Consider the following 18,538-nt stretch of genomic DNA (forward strand, 5'->3'; position numbering starts at 1 on the left):
GGATTACGTAAGTTTATGAGAGAATAACGCAACTAAACTTGTACAATTTCGGCAAAATTTGTGAAGAAGCTAATTAATCACAAAAAACCTTTTTTCAGCCATGCAAACTGCAGAAGCACCGAGCAAGATTATGCCCCGGCCAATATTCAAGACTCAGTACGAAAATTACATAGGAGGAAAATGGGTACCGCCCGTTGGTGGTGAGTATTTTAACAATGAATCCCCGGTAGATGGCAGTTTAATTGCAAAAATGCCCCGCTCAAAAGCAGCCGATGTCGATTTAGCCGTCGACGCTGCCCATAAGGCGTTTGAAACCTGGGGAAAAACGTCAGTAACCGAACGCAGTAAAATCCTTTTGCAGATTGCCGATGTTATTGAGCAGAACCTGGAATTTCTGGCCCGTGTCGAAACGGTCGAAAATGGCAAGGCCCTCCGCGAAACGATGGCAGCCGATATGCCGCTGGTCGTTGATCACTTCCGCTATTTTGCAGGCGTCATCCGAGCGGAAGAAGGGTCGGCAACCGAACTCAATGCCGATACCTTATCCCTGATTATTAAGGAGCCTATTGGCGTTGTCGGCCAGATTATTCCCTGGAATTTCCCGTTGCTGATGGCGACCTGGAAACTGGCCCCCGCTTTGGCCGCCGGTTGCTGTGTGGTGATCAAACCCGCCGAGCAAACGCCGACATCGCTGGCCGTGCTGTTCGAGTTACTGGAAGGGATCGTGCCGCCGGGCGTGGTCAACATCATCCAGGGCTTTGGCCCCGAAGCCGGCAAGCCCCTCGCCCAGCACAAGCGCATCAATAAAGTCGCGTTTACGGGCGAAACGACCACCGGACGACTGATTATGCAGTATGCATCCGAAAACCTGGTTCCTGTTACGATGGAACTGGGTGGCAAATCGCCCAACATTTTCATGAAATCCGTGGCGGATCAGGATGATGAGTTTTTTGATAAATGCGTAGAAGGAGCCGTGATGTTTGCGCTCAACCAGGGCGAAATATGCACCTGTCCTTCTCGCCTGCTGGTGCACGAAGACATCTATGATCAGTTTATGGAGCGGGTTATCGAGCGCACCAAAGCCATCAAACTTGGCCATCCGCTCGATCCGGAAACCATGATGGGTGCGCAGGCCAGCAATGATCAATACGAGAAAATTCTGTCGTATATCGACATTGGCAAACAGGAAGGCGCGGAGGTATTGACGGGCGGTGGCCCGGCCAATAGTGTCGAAGGCGGTTTCTACATCCAGCCGACGATTTTCAAAGGCAACAACAAGATGCGGATCTTCCAGGAAGAAATCTTCGGGCCGGTCCTATCGGTGACGACGTTCAAAGATGCGGACGAAGCCGTTGCCATTGCCAATGATACCCTGTACGGACTTGGGGCCGGTTTCTGGTCGAGGGATGCCCACGAATTGTATACCATTCCCCGGCAGATTCAGGCGGGTCGTGTCTGGGTCAACTGCTATCACGATTACCCGGCTCATGCGCCGTTTGGTGGCTATAAAAAATCAGGCTTCGGGCGTGAAAACCACCTGATGATGCTGAACCACTATCGCCAGGTCAAAAACCTGCTGATCTCGTACAGTAAAAATAAATTAGGCTTTTTCTGATAACGAGTGAACGTACGAACGAGTGAATGAGCGAAAAGCAGGCCCACACCTGACTTTCGCTCATTCACTCGTTCGTTCCGCTTTTGCGGTCCGATTTCGCACGTTCGCTTATTCATGCTTTCACTTATTTTCTCACTAATTTTCCATTATGGTTCGTCTAACCGTTCTTTATCCGAAAACAGAAACCAGTCAGTTCGATCTGGCCTATTACCTGGAGAAACACATTCCTTTGGTGAAAGAGCGGTTAACTCCGTTTGGCCTCACGGGGGTCGATGTGAATGAAGGGATGGACGCGGGCGACGCGCTCCCGCCATACGCCATGATTACCTTCCTGGCTTTTAACACCACCGACGAACTGAACAAAGGCATGGGCACTCACGGCGGTGAACTGCTGGGTGACATTCCTAACTTTACGGATGTAGAACCCCAGACTCAGGTGTGTCGGGTGCTTTAAAAATTTGTCAACAACTTCCGCTTATGACAACGCAAACCACTTCCCGTGTTGATGTCACTCCGGCAGCTGCTGAGGTAATCAATAAAGTTCGGGCAGAGCATGGCCCCCTGATGTTTCACCAAAGCGGGGGCTGCTGCGACGGCTCCTCACCCATGTGCTTTGCCAAAGGTGAGTTCCGAATTGGCCAGTCCGATATTTTGCTGGGGCAGATTGACGGATGCGACTTCTGGATGTCGAGCGATCAGTTCGAGTACTGGCAACATACGCACCTCACCATCGACGTAACACCCGGACGTGGGGCGAGTTTCTCGCTTGAAATTCCGTTGGGTGTTCGGTTTTTGATTCGATCCCGGCTCTTTGAACCTGACGAGTTAGCGCACATGGCGCCCGTGCATGTCGGTCCGTTGGAGGAAATGTAGTTTACGGTTAGTGGTTTATGGTTGCCGACGCGAAGCTATACAGGCGTCAGCCAACTGTAAACCTCAAACCACTAACCATAAACTACAAACCACAAACTAACTCCCTGATCATCAGGTTGATTTCCTACTTTCGTTTCTGTACATTCGGTTAGTTTTCACTAAACCAATAACAGATATGAATATTCTGAATCGCGTTGAAAACTGGGGCGACACGCATCATCCGGCGTGGACAGATGCCCTCCGTATCGTACTGGGCATTATACTTGTCCTGAAAGGTGTCAGTTTTATCAGTGACACGGCTTATCTGACCCGCTTGGTGGGTGGCCTTCATTTTGGTCTTTTCCCGGTTATTCTGGTTCACTACGTAGCCTTTGCGCATTTAATGGGTGGCTTTCTGATCGCGGTAGGTTGCCTGACACGGCTGATGGTGCTGATCCAGTTACCGATTCTGGTCGGTGCGCTCTTCTTCGTTAATATCCGTCAGGGATTCTCACCAATGAATTCTGAATTGTGGCTGTCGGTTGTCGTACTGCTGCTATTGATCCTGTTTCTGGTGCTCGGGTCCGGACGGTTTTCAATGGACGAATATGTAAAACAACACGCCCGCTGATCAGTTATGGCGTTAATTAACTTAACTCATCAGCGTTATGGCAGACAAAACCTTAGAAAAAGTCGAAGAATCGTACGATGGCCAGCGGATCACCGACAACCAGGACAACGGTACTGGTCACGGCCAAAAAGGCAACGGCCGGAGTTCAACAGCGCACAAAAGCTCCCATAAAGGCAGCCGCAGTGCGGGTGGATCATCAGGTGGTAGCAAAGGTGGCAGTAAGACAAACTAACCGCAAATTCGCTGAGCTATGAACCTGTTTATCAAGTATTATTCGCCACAGATTGGTGGGGCCAATAATACAAAGAACCAGAAAAAAGAAGGGAAAGCCGGGAAGGACGGCAGCCATCAGCGCTCAACCAAGAAGACAACGGAGAAGAGCGATCCAGATAAAGAGGATACAAAAAAGAACGCCAACAGCGTTGGGTAACCTGACACAAAAGGCCCGTTTTCGAACGGGCCTTTTGCGTTAAAATATGTACCGGATTTCGCACCACGGGATTTCTTCGCGGACCATATCCTCAAAAATGGCAATCATTTTTCGCTTTAACTGGTGATTGTAACGGATGTTCCAGCCCCCAAACTGACTTACCTTACTCTCCTGCAACTCGGGTACCCACAGCAGTTCTTCCGCCTTTGGATTAATGGCCAGATTGGCCTGATGTTGCCATTGATTGTGGGTTAGAAAAATGACCTCGCACTTGAGCTGCGCCCGAACCTCGGGCCGAATGGCCGCGTCCAGTTGCTGAAATAACTCGCGGTAGTCATTCCGCCAGGCCTTTTTATCGCCATCGGGTCCACTGTACACGATGACCGGAGAGAAATTGACGTGTACTTCATACCCGGCATCGTAAAAGTCATTGATAGCCGCAATCCGCTTTTCAATGCTATCCGTGCGTACATCAACCAGTTTACTGACATGGCTGGGCATCAGACTAAACCGGATGCGTACCTTCCGCTTCGGATCGAAATCCAGTAAGAGCGGATTGACAAATTTAGTCGCGAAAGTCGCTTTGGCGCGGGGATGATCGCGGTAAAACGCGAACACCTGCTGAATGCCGTCTGTTAACCCATAGTCCACAGATATATCTGAATTACAACCAATGTCATACGTCCAATAGGCCGCATCGGTTTGGTTGATCGGCTTGGGCCAGGCTAACGAATTGACATGTTTATCAATACTTGCCAGGTTTTCATCAATGTTCGTGAAGAGCGTAATTGGATTAACGGTCTTGTGGCGGTCGACATAACAATAGGTACACGCCCCAAAACAGCCATTAGCCAGACTCGGGGCAATGTAGTCCGAACTACGCCCGCTCCATTTAATATCCTGGCTTTTGAGTCGCCCCAACACCAGCACATCGGACTTAACTTTAAAGTGATTTAACCCCAATTCGGGCAGGCGGTTATGCTGCTTCACTTCAAGGGTTTCAGCACTCGGGAACTGCGCCAGCACAGCTTCGCCCCGTTCGTTGAGCGCGTCGGCCGTATACAGAATGATTGACGGATTGAAATCAGGCATGAAAGACCGGTAAGAGTTAGCAGTTACATAACAGTCAAGAGCCGTTTATTGTTCATAATGCTCACCCAATAAATAGCTAATAATCAGCATATTATAAAATATTGTTACACTTAAATCACCTAATTAGAGACACCTCGCCTGCCCGTTGATTATCTATAAAGTCAACATGAATCCGTTGTCAATTTCGTATATGCATCAAATACCTTACTTTTAGAGCGTTATCTTCTGTTAACTATAGCGCACATGTTCTTCCAACGAGTCACCCTCTTAACCAGTTGCTTCTTTGTTCTGCTAATCCCCTATACACAGGCTCAGACTGTTTCAGCAGCGCTACTCCTAAAGGGGCCTTCCGGGCAGTCGGTTTCAATACCGGCAACCGTTATTAACAAACTACCCCACATTGAACACCAGGGGAAAGATCATGACGGTCAGGAACATACCTATACCGGGGTACCGCTGGCCACCTTATTAAAGCAAGTGGATGCCCCACTGGGAGGCCGGCTACGCGGAAAAGCGCTGGCAAACTACTTGCTCGTTGGAGCAAAAGATGGGTATCAGGTTGTTTTTGCTCTGCCAGAACTGGATTCGGTTTTTACCAAACAGGTTATTTTTCTGGCTGACCGGCGGGATGGCCAGCCCCTACCTGCCGAACAGGGGCCGTACCGAATCGTGGTGCCGCAGGAGACTAAACAGGCTCGCTGGGTCCGGCAAGTAACAACCTTGACCGTCCTGACGGCAAAAGAATGAGCACAAAAGGGCCGTACATCAGTACGCATCTTTCCTGATAGCTTCCTTGACAAGAATACTAGGCAGCGTTTTTTGTCATCCCGACAAAAGAGGGATTTTAAGGTATCCTTACTTGAGTATCAGGATACGTCAAGATCCCTCCTTTGTCGGGATGACAAAAACATTCACGGCAAACAACGGATAATCAATAATTTATTTATCTATGAAACAGCCTTTTATTCAAACTGAATCAGAAATTCAGTCCAGCCGCTTTCTTCCGTCCGAAGAGAAAACGGCAGTTTGTGGTTAAGTAGAATTTCGCGGGTGAGCGTCAGGCCAATGCCCTGCCCATCGGGTTTGGTGCTGTAAAAAGGATTGAAAAGGTTAGCTGCAATCCCGTCGGGAATAGGGTCGCCATTGTCCCGAATGAGTAGCGAGCGAACGTTGCTGATAACCTCTACGCGTTGGCCCGCCCGACAGGCTTCGAGGGCGTTTTTGACCACATTGATCAGCACTTGCTCCAGCTGGTCTGCATCAACCGACTTAACGTTTTTTTCGCTCACTATCTCCGTCAGAAAAACGCCCCGACCGACGGCTTGTGGCTGCATGAGCTGAACCACATTACGAACAAGTTCGCTCAAATCAATGGATCGTATTTGTGGCTGGGGTAAGCGAACGACATCAGCGAAGCGACTCATAAATCGATTCAGGCGGTCGTTTCGCTCGATCGCTACCCGAATAGCGTGTTTTACATCCGGTTCATCGACATAGGATTGCGTGCTGTCGAGAATGGAATTTACGGCGCCAATCGAGTTATTAACCTCATGCGCCATCATCCGGATAACCTTACTATATGACTTCTTTTCGGTAGCCAGTATCTCGGGCGTGAGCTCTTCAATCATAAGAAACGACCGCCGAAATCCCCGGTCCATAAAGTATGAACGCAGTACTTTATACGTCTCAATACCGTTGGGCTTCATAATGCGGGCTTCGCCATCGGCCAAATCAGCCACCTGAGCCAGCAGCGAATACCCGAGTTCAGATAACCGTTTGGCAATCATTTCGTCGGGCTGCATCCCCAGCAATTGGCTGGCCCTTGGGTTGACGGAGGCAATGCGGTCATCGAAATCGAAGATCAAAATGGCAATGGGTGCCGCGTCGATCAGTTTGTTAAGAAAGAATTGCTGTTCAACCTGCCGGGTTCGCTCGTGCCGGAGCTGGTCGATCATCAGGTTATAGACCGATATGAGATCATCAACTTCCTGATTACTCGTTGGCACAAACTTAACCGTAAAATCCTTATCCTGAATGGCTTCGATGCCCGACGCAATAAATTCCGACGGTTGCCGAAACGCCTGGTATAATCGAACAGCGACCAGGATAGAAAGCAGAATAAGCAGTTCCGACGCAATGAACACCGCCTTATTTTCGCGCAGCACCCACCAGGTCAGCCCAACAAGTGCGAGATGAACAGCAATGATATAGATCAGAAAGCGGGTACGAAGGGGTAGATTCATTCCTCGGTTGTGTAGGGAATGCCAAATTTCTCTAATCGACGGTAGAGCGCAAAACGGGTGATGCCCAGCGCCCGCGCTACTTTTGCCACCCGGTTCTGATGGAATGCCATCGCGCGGTGAATCATCTGATACTCCATCTCCTCCAGCGTCATGCTGCCAACGGGGGGAAGAGACGGTCCGGCAATTGCGCCAGAGGCCTGGAGCTTGGAGCCAGTTGTTTGAGTGAGGTTGCGTTCGAAATCATCAACCTGCAATTCATCATTTGACGACAGGAGTACGGTTCGCTCTACGCCGTTTTTCAGTTGTCGGATGTTGCCCGGCAGCGGAAGATTTTTCAACCACTTCTGTGCCGATGCACTGACCTGCAAATCGGGTCGATTGTAAATGACTTTCAGGTTATCGACAAAATAGGAAACCAGCAGGGGAATGTCGCCCGGACGTTCGCGCAGGGCTGGCAAGTGTATGGATATAAGGTTAATCCGGTAGAATAAATCCTCCCGAAACTGTCCCCTGCTGACCATTTCCTCCAGATTTCGGTTGGTGGCGCAGATAACCCGGACATCTACCGTCCGGGATTTGCTGCTTCCCAGCGGCTCAAACGTCCGGTCCTGCAAGACGCGCAAGAGTTTCACCTGACTTGCCGGGTCCAGGTCCCCAATTTCGTCCAGAAAAATAGACCCCTTGTCCGCGAGTTCAAAACGTCCGATACGATCCGATTTGGCATCGGTAAACGCACCCCGCACATGCCCAAACAGTTCACTTTCAAACAACGTGGAGGAGATTCCCCCTAAATTTACTTTCACAAATGGCTGGCGGTGACGACGGCTGTTCTGGTGAATGGCTTCCGCAATGAGTTCCTTGCCGGTACCACTTTCGCCGGTAATCAAAACGGGGGCATCTGTTGGCGCTACCCGCCCGATGGTCGTCAGGATGGCCAGTAGGTTCGGATCTTCGCCAACAATGTTATCGAACCGAAACTGCTGGTCGAGTTTACGGCGATTGGGCGACGTGGGTGTTGCCTGCGCCAGATTCAGGGCGGTTCGCACCGACTGAACCAGGTGATCATTCTGCCAGGGTTTGGTAATAAAATCCCGGGCACCGGCCTTCATTCCCTCGACGGCGAGGTCGATACTCCCCCAGCCCGTTATGAGAATGACCGGCACGTTCGGCAACCGCTCCCGAATCCGACGCAACAGGCGAAGGCCATCATCGCCGGAGGTGTCCACCGAAAAATTCATGTCGAGCAGGATCAACTCCGGCGTTTCTTCGGCCAGGATCTCAAAGGTGTCAAACGGCCCGTCGGCCAGACGCACCCCAAATCCCTCCTTCCTGAACAACAGGGAAAGAGAGGTTTGAATGGCAATATCGTCGTCAATGATAAGAAGCATATTTTTATAGGTAGAGACGCGACCCTTCGCGTCTCCTGGGCATCAGCAAAAAAACCATCCGGTCAGGAGACGCGAAGGGCCGCGTCTCTACTCTTCATGCAGGGCGGTAGCCGGTTGAATCATGGCAGCCTGCTGGCTTGGGAAGAGGGCGCATACGGTAACAAGCACATAAATTATCAGAATCGAAACACCGATAGCCGTTACGTAAACTCCTGCCTGTAAGTCAAATACGTTCAGTAGTGGAAACTGAGCCGCAAACAGCAACCCAATCAACAAGGCAAAGGTAGCCAGGACCCATATTTCGCCAATAAATTGGGTCGATATTCCTCCGCTAGTAGCGCCCAACGCCCGGCGCAGGCCGATTTCTCCCCGGCGTTTGGCAATACTCAGGTTTAATACCCCAAACAGCCCCAGCGCCACATTGATTAACAGAAAGCTGCAAACGATAAGCGCAATAATAATAGGCACCAGAACAAGATTGTGCTGATTTTTTCGTGAATCCGTCAGGTAATCGACTTCAACGTTCCAGCCGGTCACCATAGAAGCAATATCCTTTACAATCTTAGCTTCCAAAATAGCATCGGTGCCGGGCTTCACCTTGATCAACATCGTATCGTTCCAGATCGCATCGGCCTTCATTAACTCAAATACGGCCGGTTTATTCGACATAAATTCGCCTTTTGCCTTGAAATTATCGATCAGGCCAACCACTTTGAAACGTTCGCCGATTACTTTTCCCAGCGGATTCTCGTCACCGAACAACTCGTCTTTCGTTTTCTGGTTGATAACCACCGGTGTGTATTTGCCTACACTATCCGCATTGCGATACCAACGGCCCGCCGGTACCGCAATGTCGAGTGTCTTGGCAAATGCTTCATCGGTTACATAAAAATCAGCGAGCACTTTGCGCTTTTTATACTCGATTCCGTTATTCGTCGAGTTCGCCGAAAAGGGAAAGTTATTACTCATTCGGGACACCGACTCCACGTCGGGATATGCCTTTAGCCGCTGCTGCACCCGTTGGAGTTTATTCGCCAGATCGGTTGTATCCTGATTACTTTTCAGACCGATTGCCCAGACGTTCTCGTACGTGAAGCCCAAAGGCTCCCTGTAGTTGCGCACGTTGACGACGATCAAGGTTGCCAGCCCAAAAAGGACCATAAATGAAGCCCAGATTTCGACAATCAGCAAGGCGTGCGCTTTCTTTTTATTCCAGATTAATTTTAGCAGATGAGGGATCATGATAATAAGGAAAAAGGTGAATGAGCGAAAGAGTGAATGAGTGAATGAGTGAATGGATGGTTGATGCGTCAGCTATTCACTCATTTGCTCGTTAGCCTCTGAGCGCTTCAGCTATGTTTAGTTTCGACATTCGTAGCGCGGGTAACACGCCGGATAACAAGCCAAAGATCAAACTCACGAACAGACTGATCAGGAACACATTGATGTTGATTGTCAGATCAGCGTAGGCAATCCAGCCACTCGTATTAATCAAATGAATGACAATAACGGTTAGAATCAGGGCGATGACTCCGCCGATCAGCGTAATGAAGATATTCTCAACAATGAACTGCCACATGAGCGTGCGGATGGGAGCTCCAAAGGCTTTCCGAATGCCGATTTCCGAGGCTCTTTCCATGATCCGACTGATGTTTACGTTTACTAAGTTGATCGCCGGAAGGCCCATCAACATGAATAAAATAAACGCAATGACTCCGAAAAAAATGGTTTTAAGGCCCGCGTTACCGTCTAAAAGGGGACCCATAAAATTTTCCAGATAAGGTTCACTTTTTACTTCCAATGTCGCATACTTGAATCCATCCTGAACACCCGGAAATGGAATTCGATCTATGTGGCTCTGAAATTCGTCCTGAATTTCTTTTCGGTCCGATTCATTTTTAGCCAGAATAATGGCGACGTAACCACCGCGCATGTCGTTTCGCTGATAATTACTTTTAGGGGCTGTATACGGAAAATAGACGTCGGCGTAAGTAAATGGGCGCGTAACCGGGCTCCCTTTTACCACACCAATTACCTTATAATGAATCGTTTCTATTTCAATATCTTTACCCAAAACGGATTCAGACGAATTTTCGAAATAGTGTTTTTTCAGGTCGTCGGTAATCACCGCTACGTTTTCTCCACTGGCAATAGTTTGCTCATTGTAGGGCTTGCCCTCCAGGAATTCGAAGTCGGCCACCCGCCAGAAATCAGCATCGGTGAATTTAGTATTCAGCTTTATTTTCTGCGATCCCACATACGCATTCGAGCTGTTGATGAGGGTACAAATCGTTACCCGTTCGGGGGTTTTCAACGATTTGGCATAGTCCGTCAGAAATTTAAAACTCATTGGGCCCGACTGCCGGGATGTTCGGCTGGAATCATTCAATTGCATCTGCATGATATAGAGCGAACGATCCCGCTTAGTTTCAGGATAATGGCTCCCAATCAGGTGATCCAGAAACGAGGTCAGCACCATCAATACGGTTAGCGTCAGGCTAATTCCGAAAAGCGTGATGAAGGTGTAAAACGGGTGCCGCAGCAACACCTTCCAGGCGATTTTAATGTAGTTCAGTAGCATATCTAATCTTGAATGAGTGAGTGATGGAATGAGTGAATGGTTGGACAGAACGGCGGGATAGATATTATTCTATCACTCACCCATTCTATCATTCAACATTCACAACACCTGCGTCCCGTCAAATAACCTGATCAGCCGGTGAGTACGCTTAGCCATCTGTTCGTCGTGCGTGACCATCACAATGGTGGCGCCATCGTCGTTAAGCTGTTGCAAAATGTTCATGATTTCGTTGCCCATGGCACTATCAAGGTTACCGGTTGGCTCATCGGCGAGGATGATGTCAGGCTGGCCCACAATGGCACGGGCGATGGCCACGCGTTGTTTTTGTCCACCCGACAATTGCTTCGGAAAGTGTTTCATGCGGTTGCTCAAGCCCACTTTTGTCAGGGCATCTTTGGCATACTCCTGCCGGGGCTTCCCATTAGATGACCGATAGAGCAGTGGAATCTCGACATTATCCAGCACGGTCAGGTCGTTGATCAGGTGAAAACTCTGAAAAATGAAGCCGATTTTCTGGTTGCGTAATTTGGCCAGTTCCTTATCACCGTACTTTGTGACGGCCTGTCCATCAAGCTGAACCGTTCCTTTTGAAGGCTCATCCAGCAGGCCCATTACGTTCAGCAACGTACTCTTGCCGCAACCCGACGGCCCCATGATGGAGACGAATTCACCCTTTTTGATTGTCAGGTTAATGTTGTTCAAGGCCATCGTTTCGATGGTGCTCGTCCGGTACACTTTTTCGATGTTTTGTAAGGCGATCATGGTCAATACTTTATTTTCTGGTTCGTTTCAAAATCAAATAAGGTCAATAAGCGAAGCGTGTAGAACGCCTGCCAGTAATCGCGCAGGGCCAGAATGGCATCCCGACGGGCGCGGTCTTTTTCCTGGGTAGCGATACCTAGATCAGTCACACTCAGATCACTGAGCTTAAACCGATCCTGGGCAATCTGATACCGATTCTGACCGATCTGATCGGCTTTAGCGGTAAGCGTTACCTGTTGATTTAACATTTGAAGCAGGGTGACCTGCGTAAAGATTTCCTGCTCAAACGTTAGTTTATCCTGCTCGACGGTTTGCTGCGCTAATTGCCGGTTTGCCTTAGCCGTCTCAACAATTGCCTGCGCCCGTCCCCAGGTCATGATGGGGAGTGTAAACTGAAGAGAAACGTATTCGCGGTTCTGCGGGCGGACATAGACATCCAGCAAATTCGGCCCCTGATTCGATAACCCATAACCTGCCGTAAGGGTAGCGTTCAGGCCGTTGTTCTTCCGGGCTTTTTCCAGGTCCCGCTCGGCTTCCAGCATTCGTCGCCGGAATCCGATAGATCCCGCCCGGTTGGCAACAGCCTCATCGAATGCCCGCTTTACATCCACGATCAGGTCAGGAATCTGATTGGGGATAGCCAGTTCCAGCGGCCGTAGCTGACCGGCGCTCTCCTCGCGATAGCCCACAAACGTCTTTAATTTCAACGACGCTACGGCCGCCGTTTGCCGGGCGGATGCCAGATCTTTTTCGGCATTCAGCACACTCAACTGCAACTGCAGCAGGTCATTCTGCGAAATCTTACCCATGTCAAGCTTATGCAGCGCGATTCGGTACAGGGTGTCATTGTTGGCCCGATTGGTTTCGGCGATTTGCAGGTTCACCTGGGCCACCAGCAGATCAAAATATAGGTTCGTCGCCGATAGAGACACTTGTTCCAGGGATTCGATCTGGAGCTGATTGCCTTCGGCATACAACAGCGGCTGTATCTTCCGGTCCCAGCGCATCTGGTTAAACTGAAACAGGGGTTGCGTTACCCCGATCCCGAACGGTATACCGTTATACAAGGTGCTGCTTTGGATGAAATTATCGAACCGCTGGAGTTGCTGCTGGACAAAAATAGTCCCGCCCGTGGGCGCAATGGTTTGACTTAACGACAGATTCAGGATGGAGTTATTATACGATACCGGCTCAAAGCGGATGTTGCCATCTGGCTGCGTCACCTGTACATACGACCGCGTGAAGTTGGGCAGCGATCCGTCGAGACTCAACTGCGGCTTAAACTGGGCCAGGAAAGAACGGTATTGCCAATAATTCGTTCGCTGCTGAGTATTGGCTCGTTTTGCCGCTACCGACTGTGCCTGGGCCAGTTGCACAACTTCGGTCAATGTAGTCGTTTGGGGTTGAGCAGCAAGCTGTTGAGTAATAAGCAGTAAGGCAAAGAAAAGCCCATACAGGTGTTTTTGTATCGGAGCTTGCCTCTCCCCTCTCATGCCCTGTGTCCTCACAGGCCCCTTTTTCGTCAGCTCACGGTTGCCATTTGGTCGAGTGGCTTGTGGGGACACAAGCCACGGACAAAAAAGTAAATAAGTAGCGTTCATAGCGGTGGGGAATTAACGTTTCGGTTCAATAGTGATTTCTTCCAGATGCTCATAATCACTCAGATCGGTCAGAATAACCTGTTCGCCCGCCTGAAGGCCCGACTTTATTTCAACATAATCGAAGTTTGACAAGCCGAGAGCTACTTCCCGCCGACGGGCCACCGTACTTCCCTTTGGCAATACATAGATAAACTGTTTCCGTTTGCCTTTAAACGCTGGCCCATTGGCAACGCGCACGGCCCTTGCGACCCGGTCGGTGATGACGAATACTTCCACCTTCATGTCTGGCCGTAGAGACGCATGGTGGTTATTGTCCAGTTGAATCACAAACTGAACGATACCGTTCTTGATGGCCGGTTTGACCTGGGTAATAAGCCCACGTAAATTGGTTTCGTTTACTTTGACGATAACGGGCAGGCCCACTTTCACCTGATCGGCATACACATCGGAGCAGGACCCCTCGACCCGAAAACTAGCCAGATCGGCCAGCTTAGCCAGCATTTCCCCTTCGTTGACGGCTGAGCCAATGTTTTCATTGACCCAGGTCAGCACACCCGGCCGGTCGGCTATTATGTCGGCCTGTTTTAGTTTATGGGTTAACTCTTTCAGGTTTTTTTCTTCAATCTGAGCCTGTAACGTTGTTTCACGTAAGCTGGCCCCCATCGACTGACGGTTGTAAGCGAGGTCGTTTTCCAACTGCTTTTTCTCCAACTCCGCGACACGAAGTGCATTTTCAGCCCGCGTCACATCTTCGCCCGTGCTCCCGCCTACTTTCTTTAAGCGCATCGACCCTTCCAATTCGGCCCGTAAGCGGTTGATGTTAAGCAGCTTGATCTGGTCATTTACTTCGGCATCATACAGGCTTTTATTCAGTTTCATGCGCAGCTGATCGATGCCGTTTCGTTTCAGAGCGAGCTGGTCATTTAGCTTTTCCAGCTCAATTTCGGTCAGTGATTTATCGAGATCCAGAATCGCCTGACCCGGTTTTACGGCTGTGCCGGGTGTAAGCAACACCCGACGGATGCTGGCCCGAATGGGGCTAGTGATAATCTGCTCGTAAGCCGGTATCACCTCTCCGGTTGCGTTCAGCGAATTTTCGACAGGGCCAATTTCGGCGGTTGCCGTGCGAATTTTTCCCCCTTCGACTGACGTCTTCACGGCATCCCGCAGCCAGGTGATGGCAATCGCCAGAACAATTACAACCACCACCCCAATCAGCAGGCTTCGGTTGCGACTACGGTTGGCTATCTCCGGGGCAAGTTCTTTATCCATCATCTTGTTTACAATCTTATGTAGAGATAGCCAAACAACATGCCAACCAATAACCAACTGTTTATCAACAACTTGACCATTTATACAAAAATTAATTCGTGCGAAATCGCACCGTTTTTTGCGGTTTCGCACGAGTTAACAGGCGGCTGGGGTGCTGGTAGATGATGTGGTGTCGGTTCCTTATAACCGACACGTGAGGACGGTTCGCCGTTTCGATTCTTAAAACTGCGTCAAATTCAGCATCACACCTGGAAAGCTTCTGCCAGCATAGAAAATCGGTCGGAGACCGGATAACGCGGTGGCGTAGTCTCCGACTACGCCCAACATTACAGTACGCCAAACACCAACTGCCTTCGACAACACAATGAATAATATGGCGGCACAGCAAGGCGCTTCCGAAAGCTTTTCGTACCTTTTTAGCCCTTAGCTCAATCAGTGAAGTAACCCACTTAAAAAATGATGAAATTACTTTTTACAATCCTTTTTCAATCTCTTTTTCTCCTATCCTACGCCCAACAGAATCTCGTCCCCTATGTACACCCGCTCATCGGCACCGAAAAAATGGGGCATACGTATCCGGGAGCCACAGTGCCGTTCGGGTCTGTCCAGTTAAGCCCCGATACGGATACGTTGTCGTATGAACTTAATGGCAAGTACAATGGGGAAGTCTATAAATACTGTGCAGGCTATAAATACGAAGACAAAACAATAGTTGGGTTTAGCCACACTCACTTTAGCGGCACGGGCCATTCTGATCTCGGCGATTTCCTGATTATGCCGACGCAGGGGGCTTTACAACTCAATCCGGGCGTGTCGTCGAATCCAAAAACGGGGTATCGGTCAGCGTTTTCGCACACCAATGAAGTGGCAGAAGCGGGGTATTACAAAGTCAAACTCGACGATGATGGGATTCTGGCCGAAATGACGGCCTCCAATCGGGTGGGTTTTCACCAGTACACGTTTCCCAAATCGGACCAGTCGCACATCATTCTGGATTTGACCCACGGCATTTATAATTACGACGATAAGGTTGTCTGGACCTTCGTTCGGGTCGTTAACGATACCTTGATCACCGGGTTCCGGCAAACCAACGGCTGGGCCCGCACCCGAACGGTGTATTTTGCCCTGTCGTTCTCCAAGCCGTTTAAAGCCTATGGCCAGAAAAATCTGGATAAAGCGCAGGTTTACAGAGGATTCTGGCGAAAGTTTGATCAAACCAAAAACTTCCCGGAGATAGCGGGCAAGCGCATCCGGATGTATTTCGATTTCGATACGGAAGCGGGTGAAAAAGTGAAACTGAAAATGGCTTTATCGCCCGTGAGTCAGGAGAATGCGCTGGCCAACATGCAAGCCGAAGTTCCGCACTGGGATTTTGACCAGACTAAAGCCAAAGCACAGGCCGACTGGAACCGGGAATTAAATAAGATCCAGATCGACGCATCCGAAAACAACAAAGTTAACTTCTACACGGCATTGTACCATTCATTTATTAACCCAACAACGTACATGGACGTCAACGGCCAGTACAAGGGGCTGGATCAGAATGTACATTCAGCCACTGGCTTCACAAATTACACGACCTTTTCACTCTGGGACACTTACCGGGCTCTCCACCCGTTTTTCAACCTGATTCAGCCCGGCCGCAACAACGATATGGTACAATCCATGCTGAATCATTATGATCAAAGTACCCTGAAGATGCTGCCCGTCTGGTCGCACTATGCCAATGAGAACTGGTGCATGAGCGGTTACCATAGTGTGTCGGTGTTGGCCGATGCGGTGATAAAAGGCGTATTCAAAGGCGATGCCCAGAAAGCGCTGGATGCCTGCATTGCCACATCCAACCACCGCCCTTATGAGGGCATTGGGGCGTACATCGATAAGGGCTATGTGCCTTCGGCCAGCAACGGCACGTCGGTGTCGAACACGCTGGAATACGCCTATGACGACTGGTGTATTGCCCAACTGGCGAAGAAGCTGAATCGACCTGATGTATACGACACTTACTTAAAGCGGTCTCAAAACTGGCAGAATGTCTTCGATAAGTCCATTGGCTTTATGCGTCCCCGCCTGGCGGATGGGTCCTTTAAGAAAGAATTCGACGTTTATAAAACGGATGGCCAGGGCTTCATTGAAGGTAACTCGTGGAATTTCAGCTTTTTCGTTCCTCAAGATCCGGCAGCTCTTATTCAATACATGGGCGGCCCCAAGGCGTTTGCCGCTCGACTCGATACGCTCTTTTCGATGCACTTGCCCGATGAATTTTTTGCCGAAACGGAAGACATTACCCGCGAAGGAATTATTGGCGGATACATTCACGGCAACGAACCGGCGCACCATATTGCCTATCTTTACAACTGGACCAGCCAGCCCTGGAAGACACAGGAGCGTGTGCGCATGATTCTCAACATGCAATACAAACCGACAGCCGACGGATTAGGTGGCAACGACGATTGTGGCCAGATGAGCGCCTGGTATATGTTCTCGTCCATGGGTTTTTACCCGGTTGCACCGGGATCGGAAGACTATTCACTGGGAAGCCCCTCGGTTAAAAACGCCCGGCTTACCCTTGAAAACGGCAAAACGTTTACCATCGAAGCTATTAATCAGGGCGACAAAAATATGTATGTGCAGAAAGTATTGCTGAATGGTAAGATACTGACCCAGCCCGTCATTACCCATTCGGACATTCTCAAGGGCGGCACCCTAACGTTTTACATGAGCGCCAAACCGACGAAAAAATAAATCAACGCTATCCTGTATCTGTGACGTCAAGTCAGCAGAAAACAGATTGTTATCCTTGGTCCGTGTCCTCACGGACCATTCTTTTTGAGGGCGGTTGCAGCCCGCTGGATTTACCTGCTGGATAGGTGGCACGTGGGGCCACGAAGAAATCTGTGTCCCTATGGACCATGAACATGAAACCGACTTCAATCTAAATTACTATAAGCCAGGCACCTGTTTGATGATTCCTTTGGGCCGGTAGCGAATCCGCTTGCCGAATACCAGTTTAATATAGTCCGCATCAGTATTGATCAAGCCCTTGGAAAAAGTGCGATTTACTTTGGTAGTCGATCCATATATGCCTCCGTAATAACTAGCCGAGCTGTAGCCAAGCGTTACGGATGCCGTTCCCTGCCAGCCAGCCTGTAGCTGGCTGGCTGACTCGTTCAACTCCGTCTTCGTCTGTTGGTGTAGAACCGTTAGGCCGGGCCGTACTGTAAAACTCATAAAGTAGCGCTTATGAAAAATAACCGTCTGCGTGTAGCCAACGTCAATGCCCAACGACAGCGATTGCAGGCTTAGCAAACGGGATTCAGGACGAAAATCAGCCACTAATCCAGAGGGAACCAGCGACGAATCGGCCCGAATATACTGGTAAGAGAACGACCCGCCAAGATTCCAAGAGCGGGCGTTCCTGCGCTGCTCTTCCCGCTGTAGCAACGTAGCCGGAATAGAAAGCCGCAGAGGGTTAAACTGGTACAGTAACCGACTCGTCACGGTCTGACTACGGATATCATTCCGGTACGGATAGGCCGTCGAATGTTCGAACCAATTCGGCTGCAGAACATCGGGGTTGCTGAGGTAAAATCCCCGATAAAACTGATATTGCGTTGAAAACCAGAACCGGCGGTTGTTTAGGTTGATCGTCACCCCAAATGGCTTTGTTTTCCCGCGTCGCTCTGGGGTGTACCCAAAAAAGGGCAGCTTGATGGTTAGTTCGGTCCCGATCCATTTGTAGTTAACACCAAGCCCCAGCGCCCAGGGCAGATTTGGCTTATACTGTAGCGAATAGGCATTGCCTACGACCCGCATGTTATAACCCTGTCGATCACTGAGCGCGTACAGATGCAACTGTCGGTAGTAGGTTGTTATATACGCCCGATCAACTCGGGGCGTTCTGGTTTTTAGGAGCGTATCCAGCGGAATACCCAGAAACCCAAAGCCCTGGCCGTTGCTGATCAGGGGAAACAGCATAAGCATCACACAGATAATCCACCTGTTGGCCCGTACCGTTCCCATTCCTAAAACAGTAAATTTCTTCATAACGCGACCCGTAAAACATCTGCA

17 protein-coding genes are annotated in these 18,538 nt (G+C 49.8%); 8 read left to right on the plus strand and 9 right to left on the minus strand.

Going from position 1 to position 18,538, the window contains the following annotated elements:
* Positions 1 to 100 precede the first annotated feature (100 nt).
* The 6 genes from SD10_RS13180 to SD10_RS13205 all read left to right on the plus strand — a co-directional run bounded on the left by SD10_RS13180 (position 101) and on the right by SD10_RS13205 (position 3,528).
* Positions 101 to 1,615, plus strand: a complete 1,515-nt coding sequence (locus SD10_RS13180; RefSeq protein ID WP_046574208.1) for an aldehyde dehydrogenase family protein — start codon at positions 101 to 103, stop codon at positions 1,613 to 1,615.
* A 148-nt stretch (positions 1,616 to 1,763) separates the two neighbouring features.
* Positions 1,764 to 2,069 (plus strand): EthD family reductase, encoded by a 306-nt coding sequence (locus SD10_RS13185; RefSeq protein ID WP_046574209.1) that lies wholly within the window; start codon positions 1,764 to 1,766, stop codon positions 2,067 to 2,069.
* A gap of 23 nt (positions 2,070 to 2,092) precedes the next feature.
* The gene (locus tag SD10_RS13190; RefSeq protein ID WP_046574210.1) at positions 2,093 to 2,488 is read left to right on the plus strand and encodes a DUF779 domain-containing protein; all 396 of its coding nucleotides are present in this window, start codon (positions 2,093 to 2,095) and stop codon (positions 2,486 to 2,488) included.
* Positions 2,489 to 2,663: 175 nt separating this feature from the next.
* Positions 2,664 to 3,098 (plus strand): DoxX family protein, encoded by a 435-nt coding sequence (locus SD10_RS13195; RefSeq protein WP_046574211.1) that lies wholly within the window; start codon positions 2,664 to 2,666, stop codon positions 3,096 to 3,098.
* 37 nt (positions 3,099 to 3,135) lie between these two features.
* Positions 3,136 to 3,330, plus strand: a complete 195-nt coding sequence (locus SD10_RS13200) for a hypothetical protein (protein ID WP_046574212.1) — start codon at positions 3,136 to 3,138, stop codon at positions 3,328 to 3,330.
* Positions 3,331 to 3,348: 18 nt separating this feature from the next.
* A complete protein-coding gene (locus tag SD10_RS13205) occupies positions 3,349 to 3,528 on the plus strand; it encodes a hypothetical protein (RefSeq protein ID WP_046574213.1) in 180 nt (59 codons plus the stop codon).
* Between the two features lie 39 nt (positions 3,529 to 3,567).
* Here the strand turns inward: SD10_RS13205 and SD10_RS13210 are convergent, their stop codons facing one another.
* The gene (locus SD10_RS13210; RefSeq protein ID WP_046574214.1) at positions 3,568 to 4,620 is read right to left on the minus strand and encodes a spore photoproduct lyase family protein; all 1,053 of its coding nucleotides are present in this window, start codon (positions 4,618 to 4,620) and stop codon (positions 3,568 to 3,570) included.
* A gap of 243 nt (positions 4,621 to 4,863) precedes the next feature.
* Here SD10_RS13210 and SD10_RS13215 point away from each other — a divergent pair, with 243 nt between their 5' ends.
* Entirely contained in the window at positions 4,864 to 5,367 is a 504-nt protein-coding gene (locus SD10_RS13215; RefSeq protein WP_046574215.1) for a molybdopterin-dependent oxidoreductase, read from the plus strand.
* Positions 5,368 to 5,582: 215 nt separating this feature from the next.
* Here SD10_RS13215 and SD10_RS13220 read toward each other — a convergent pair whose 3' ends face one another.
* The 7 genes from SD10_RS13220 to SD10_RS13250 all read right to left on the minus strand — a co-directional run bounded on the left by SD10_RS13220 (position 5,583) and on the right by SD10_RS13250 (position 14,467).
* Positions 5,583 to 6,863, minus strand: a complete 1,281-nt coding sequence (locus tag SD10_RS13220) for a sensor histidine kinase (RefSeq protein WP_046574216.1) — start codon at positions 6,861 to 6,863, stop codon at positions 5,583 to 5,585.
* The gene (locus SD10_RS13225) at positions 6,860 to 8,251 is read right to left on the minus strand and encodes a sigma-54-dependent transcriptional regulator (protein ID WP_046574217.1); all 1,392 of its coding nucleotides are present in this window, start codon (positions 8,249 to 8,251) and stop codon (positions 6,860 to 6,862) included. Before SD10_RS13225 ends, SD10_RS13220 begins: the two co-directional genes overlap by 4 nt.
* Positions 8,252 to 8,338: 87 nt before the next feature.
* Positions 8,339 to 9,493: an ABC transporter permease gene (locus SD10_RS13230; RefSeq protein ID WP_046574218.1), complete on the minus strand. Its 1,155-nt coding sequence runs from the start codon at positions 9,491 to 9,493 to the stop codon at positions 8,339 to 8,341.
* 91 nt (positions 9,494 to 9,584) lie between these two features.
* On the minus strand, positions 9,585 to 10,832 hold the full coding sequence (locus SD10_RS13235) for an ABC transporter permease (protein WP_046574219.1): 1,248 nt from the start codon (positions 10,830 to 10,832) through the stop codon (positions 9,585 to 9,587).
* 99 nt (positions 10,833 to 10,931) lie between these two features.
* Positions 10,932 to 11,594, minus strand: a complete 663-nt coding sequence (locus tag SD10_RS13240) for an ABC transporter ATP-binding protein (protein WP_046574220.1) — start codon at positions 11,592 to 11,594, stop codon at positions 10,932 to 10,934.
* A 2-nt stretch (positions 11,595 to 11,596) separates the two neighbouring features.
* Positions 11,597 to 13,087 carry a TolC family protein gene (locus SD10_RS13245; RefSeq protein WP_046574221.1) on the minus strand — a complete coding sequence of 497 codons (1,491 nt, stop codon included), beginning with the start codon at positions 13,085 to 13,087 and terminating at the stop codon, positions 11,597 to 11,599.
* A 120-nt stretch (positions 13,088 to 13,207) separates the two neighbouring features.
* Complete coding sequence (locus tag SD10_RS13250; RefSeq protein ID WP_046574222.1) at positions 13,208 to 14,467, minus strand: efflux RND transporter periplasmic adaptor subunit; 1,260 nt, start codon at positions 14,465 to 14,467, stop codon at positions 13,208 to 13,210.
* A gap of 456 nt (positions 14,468 to 14,923) precedes the next feature.
* Between SD10_RS13250 and SD10_RS13255 the strand changes: the two genes are divergently transcribed.
* Positions 14,924 to 17,212: a GH92 family glycosyl hydrolase gene (locus SD10_RS13255; protein WP_046574223.1), complete on the plus strand. Its 2,289-nt coding sequence runs from the start codon at positions 14,924 to 14,926 to the stop codon at positions 17,210 to 17,212.
* A 198-nt stretch (positions 17,213 to 17,410) separates the two neighbouring features.
* Here SD10_RS13255 and SD10_RS13260 read toward each other — a convergent pair whose 3' ends face one another.
* A complete protein-coding gene (locus SD10_RS13260) occupies positions 17,411 to 18,514 on the minus strand; it encodes a DUF4421 family protein (protein ID WP_227699212.1) in 1,104 nt (367 codons plus the stop codon).
* Positions 18,515 to 18,538: the final 24 nt, after the last annotated feature.

The organism is Spirosoma radiotolerans (assembly GCF_000974425.1).
In the GTDB taxonomy this organism is placed as follows: domain Bacteria; phylum Bacteroidota; class Bacteroidia; order Cytophagales; family Spirosomataceae; genus Spirosoma; species Spirosoma radiotolerans.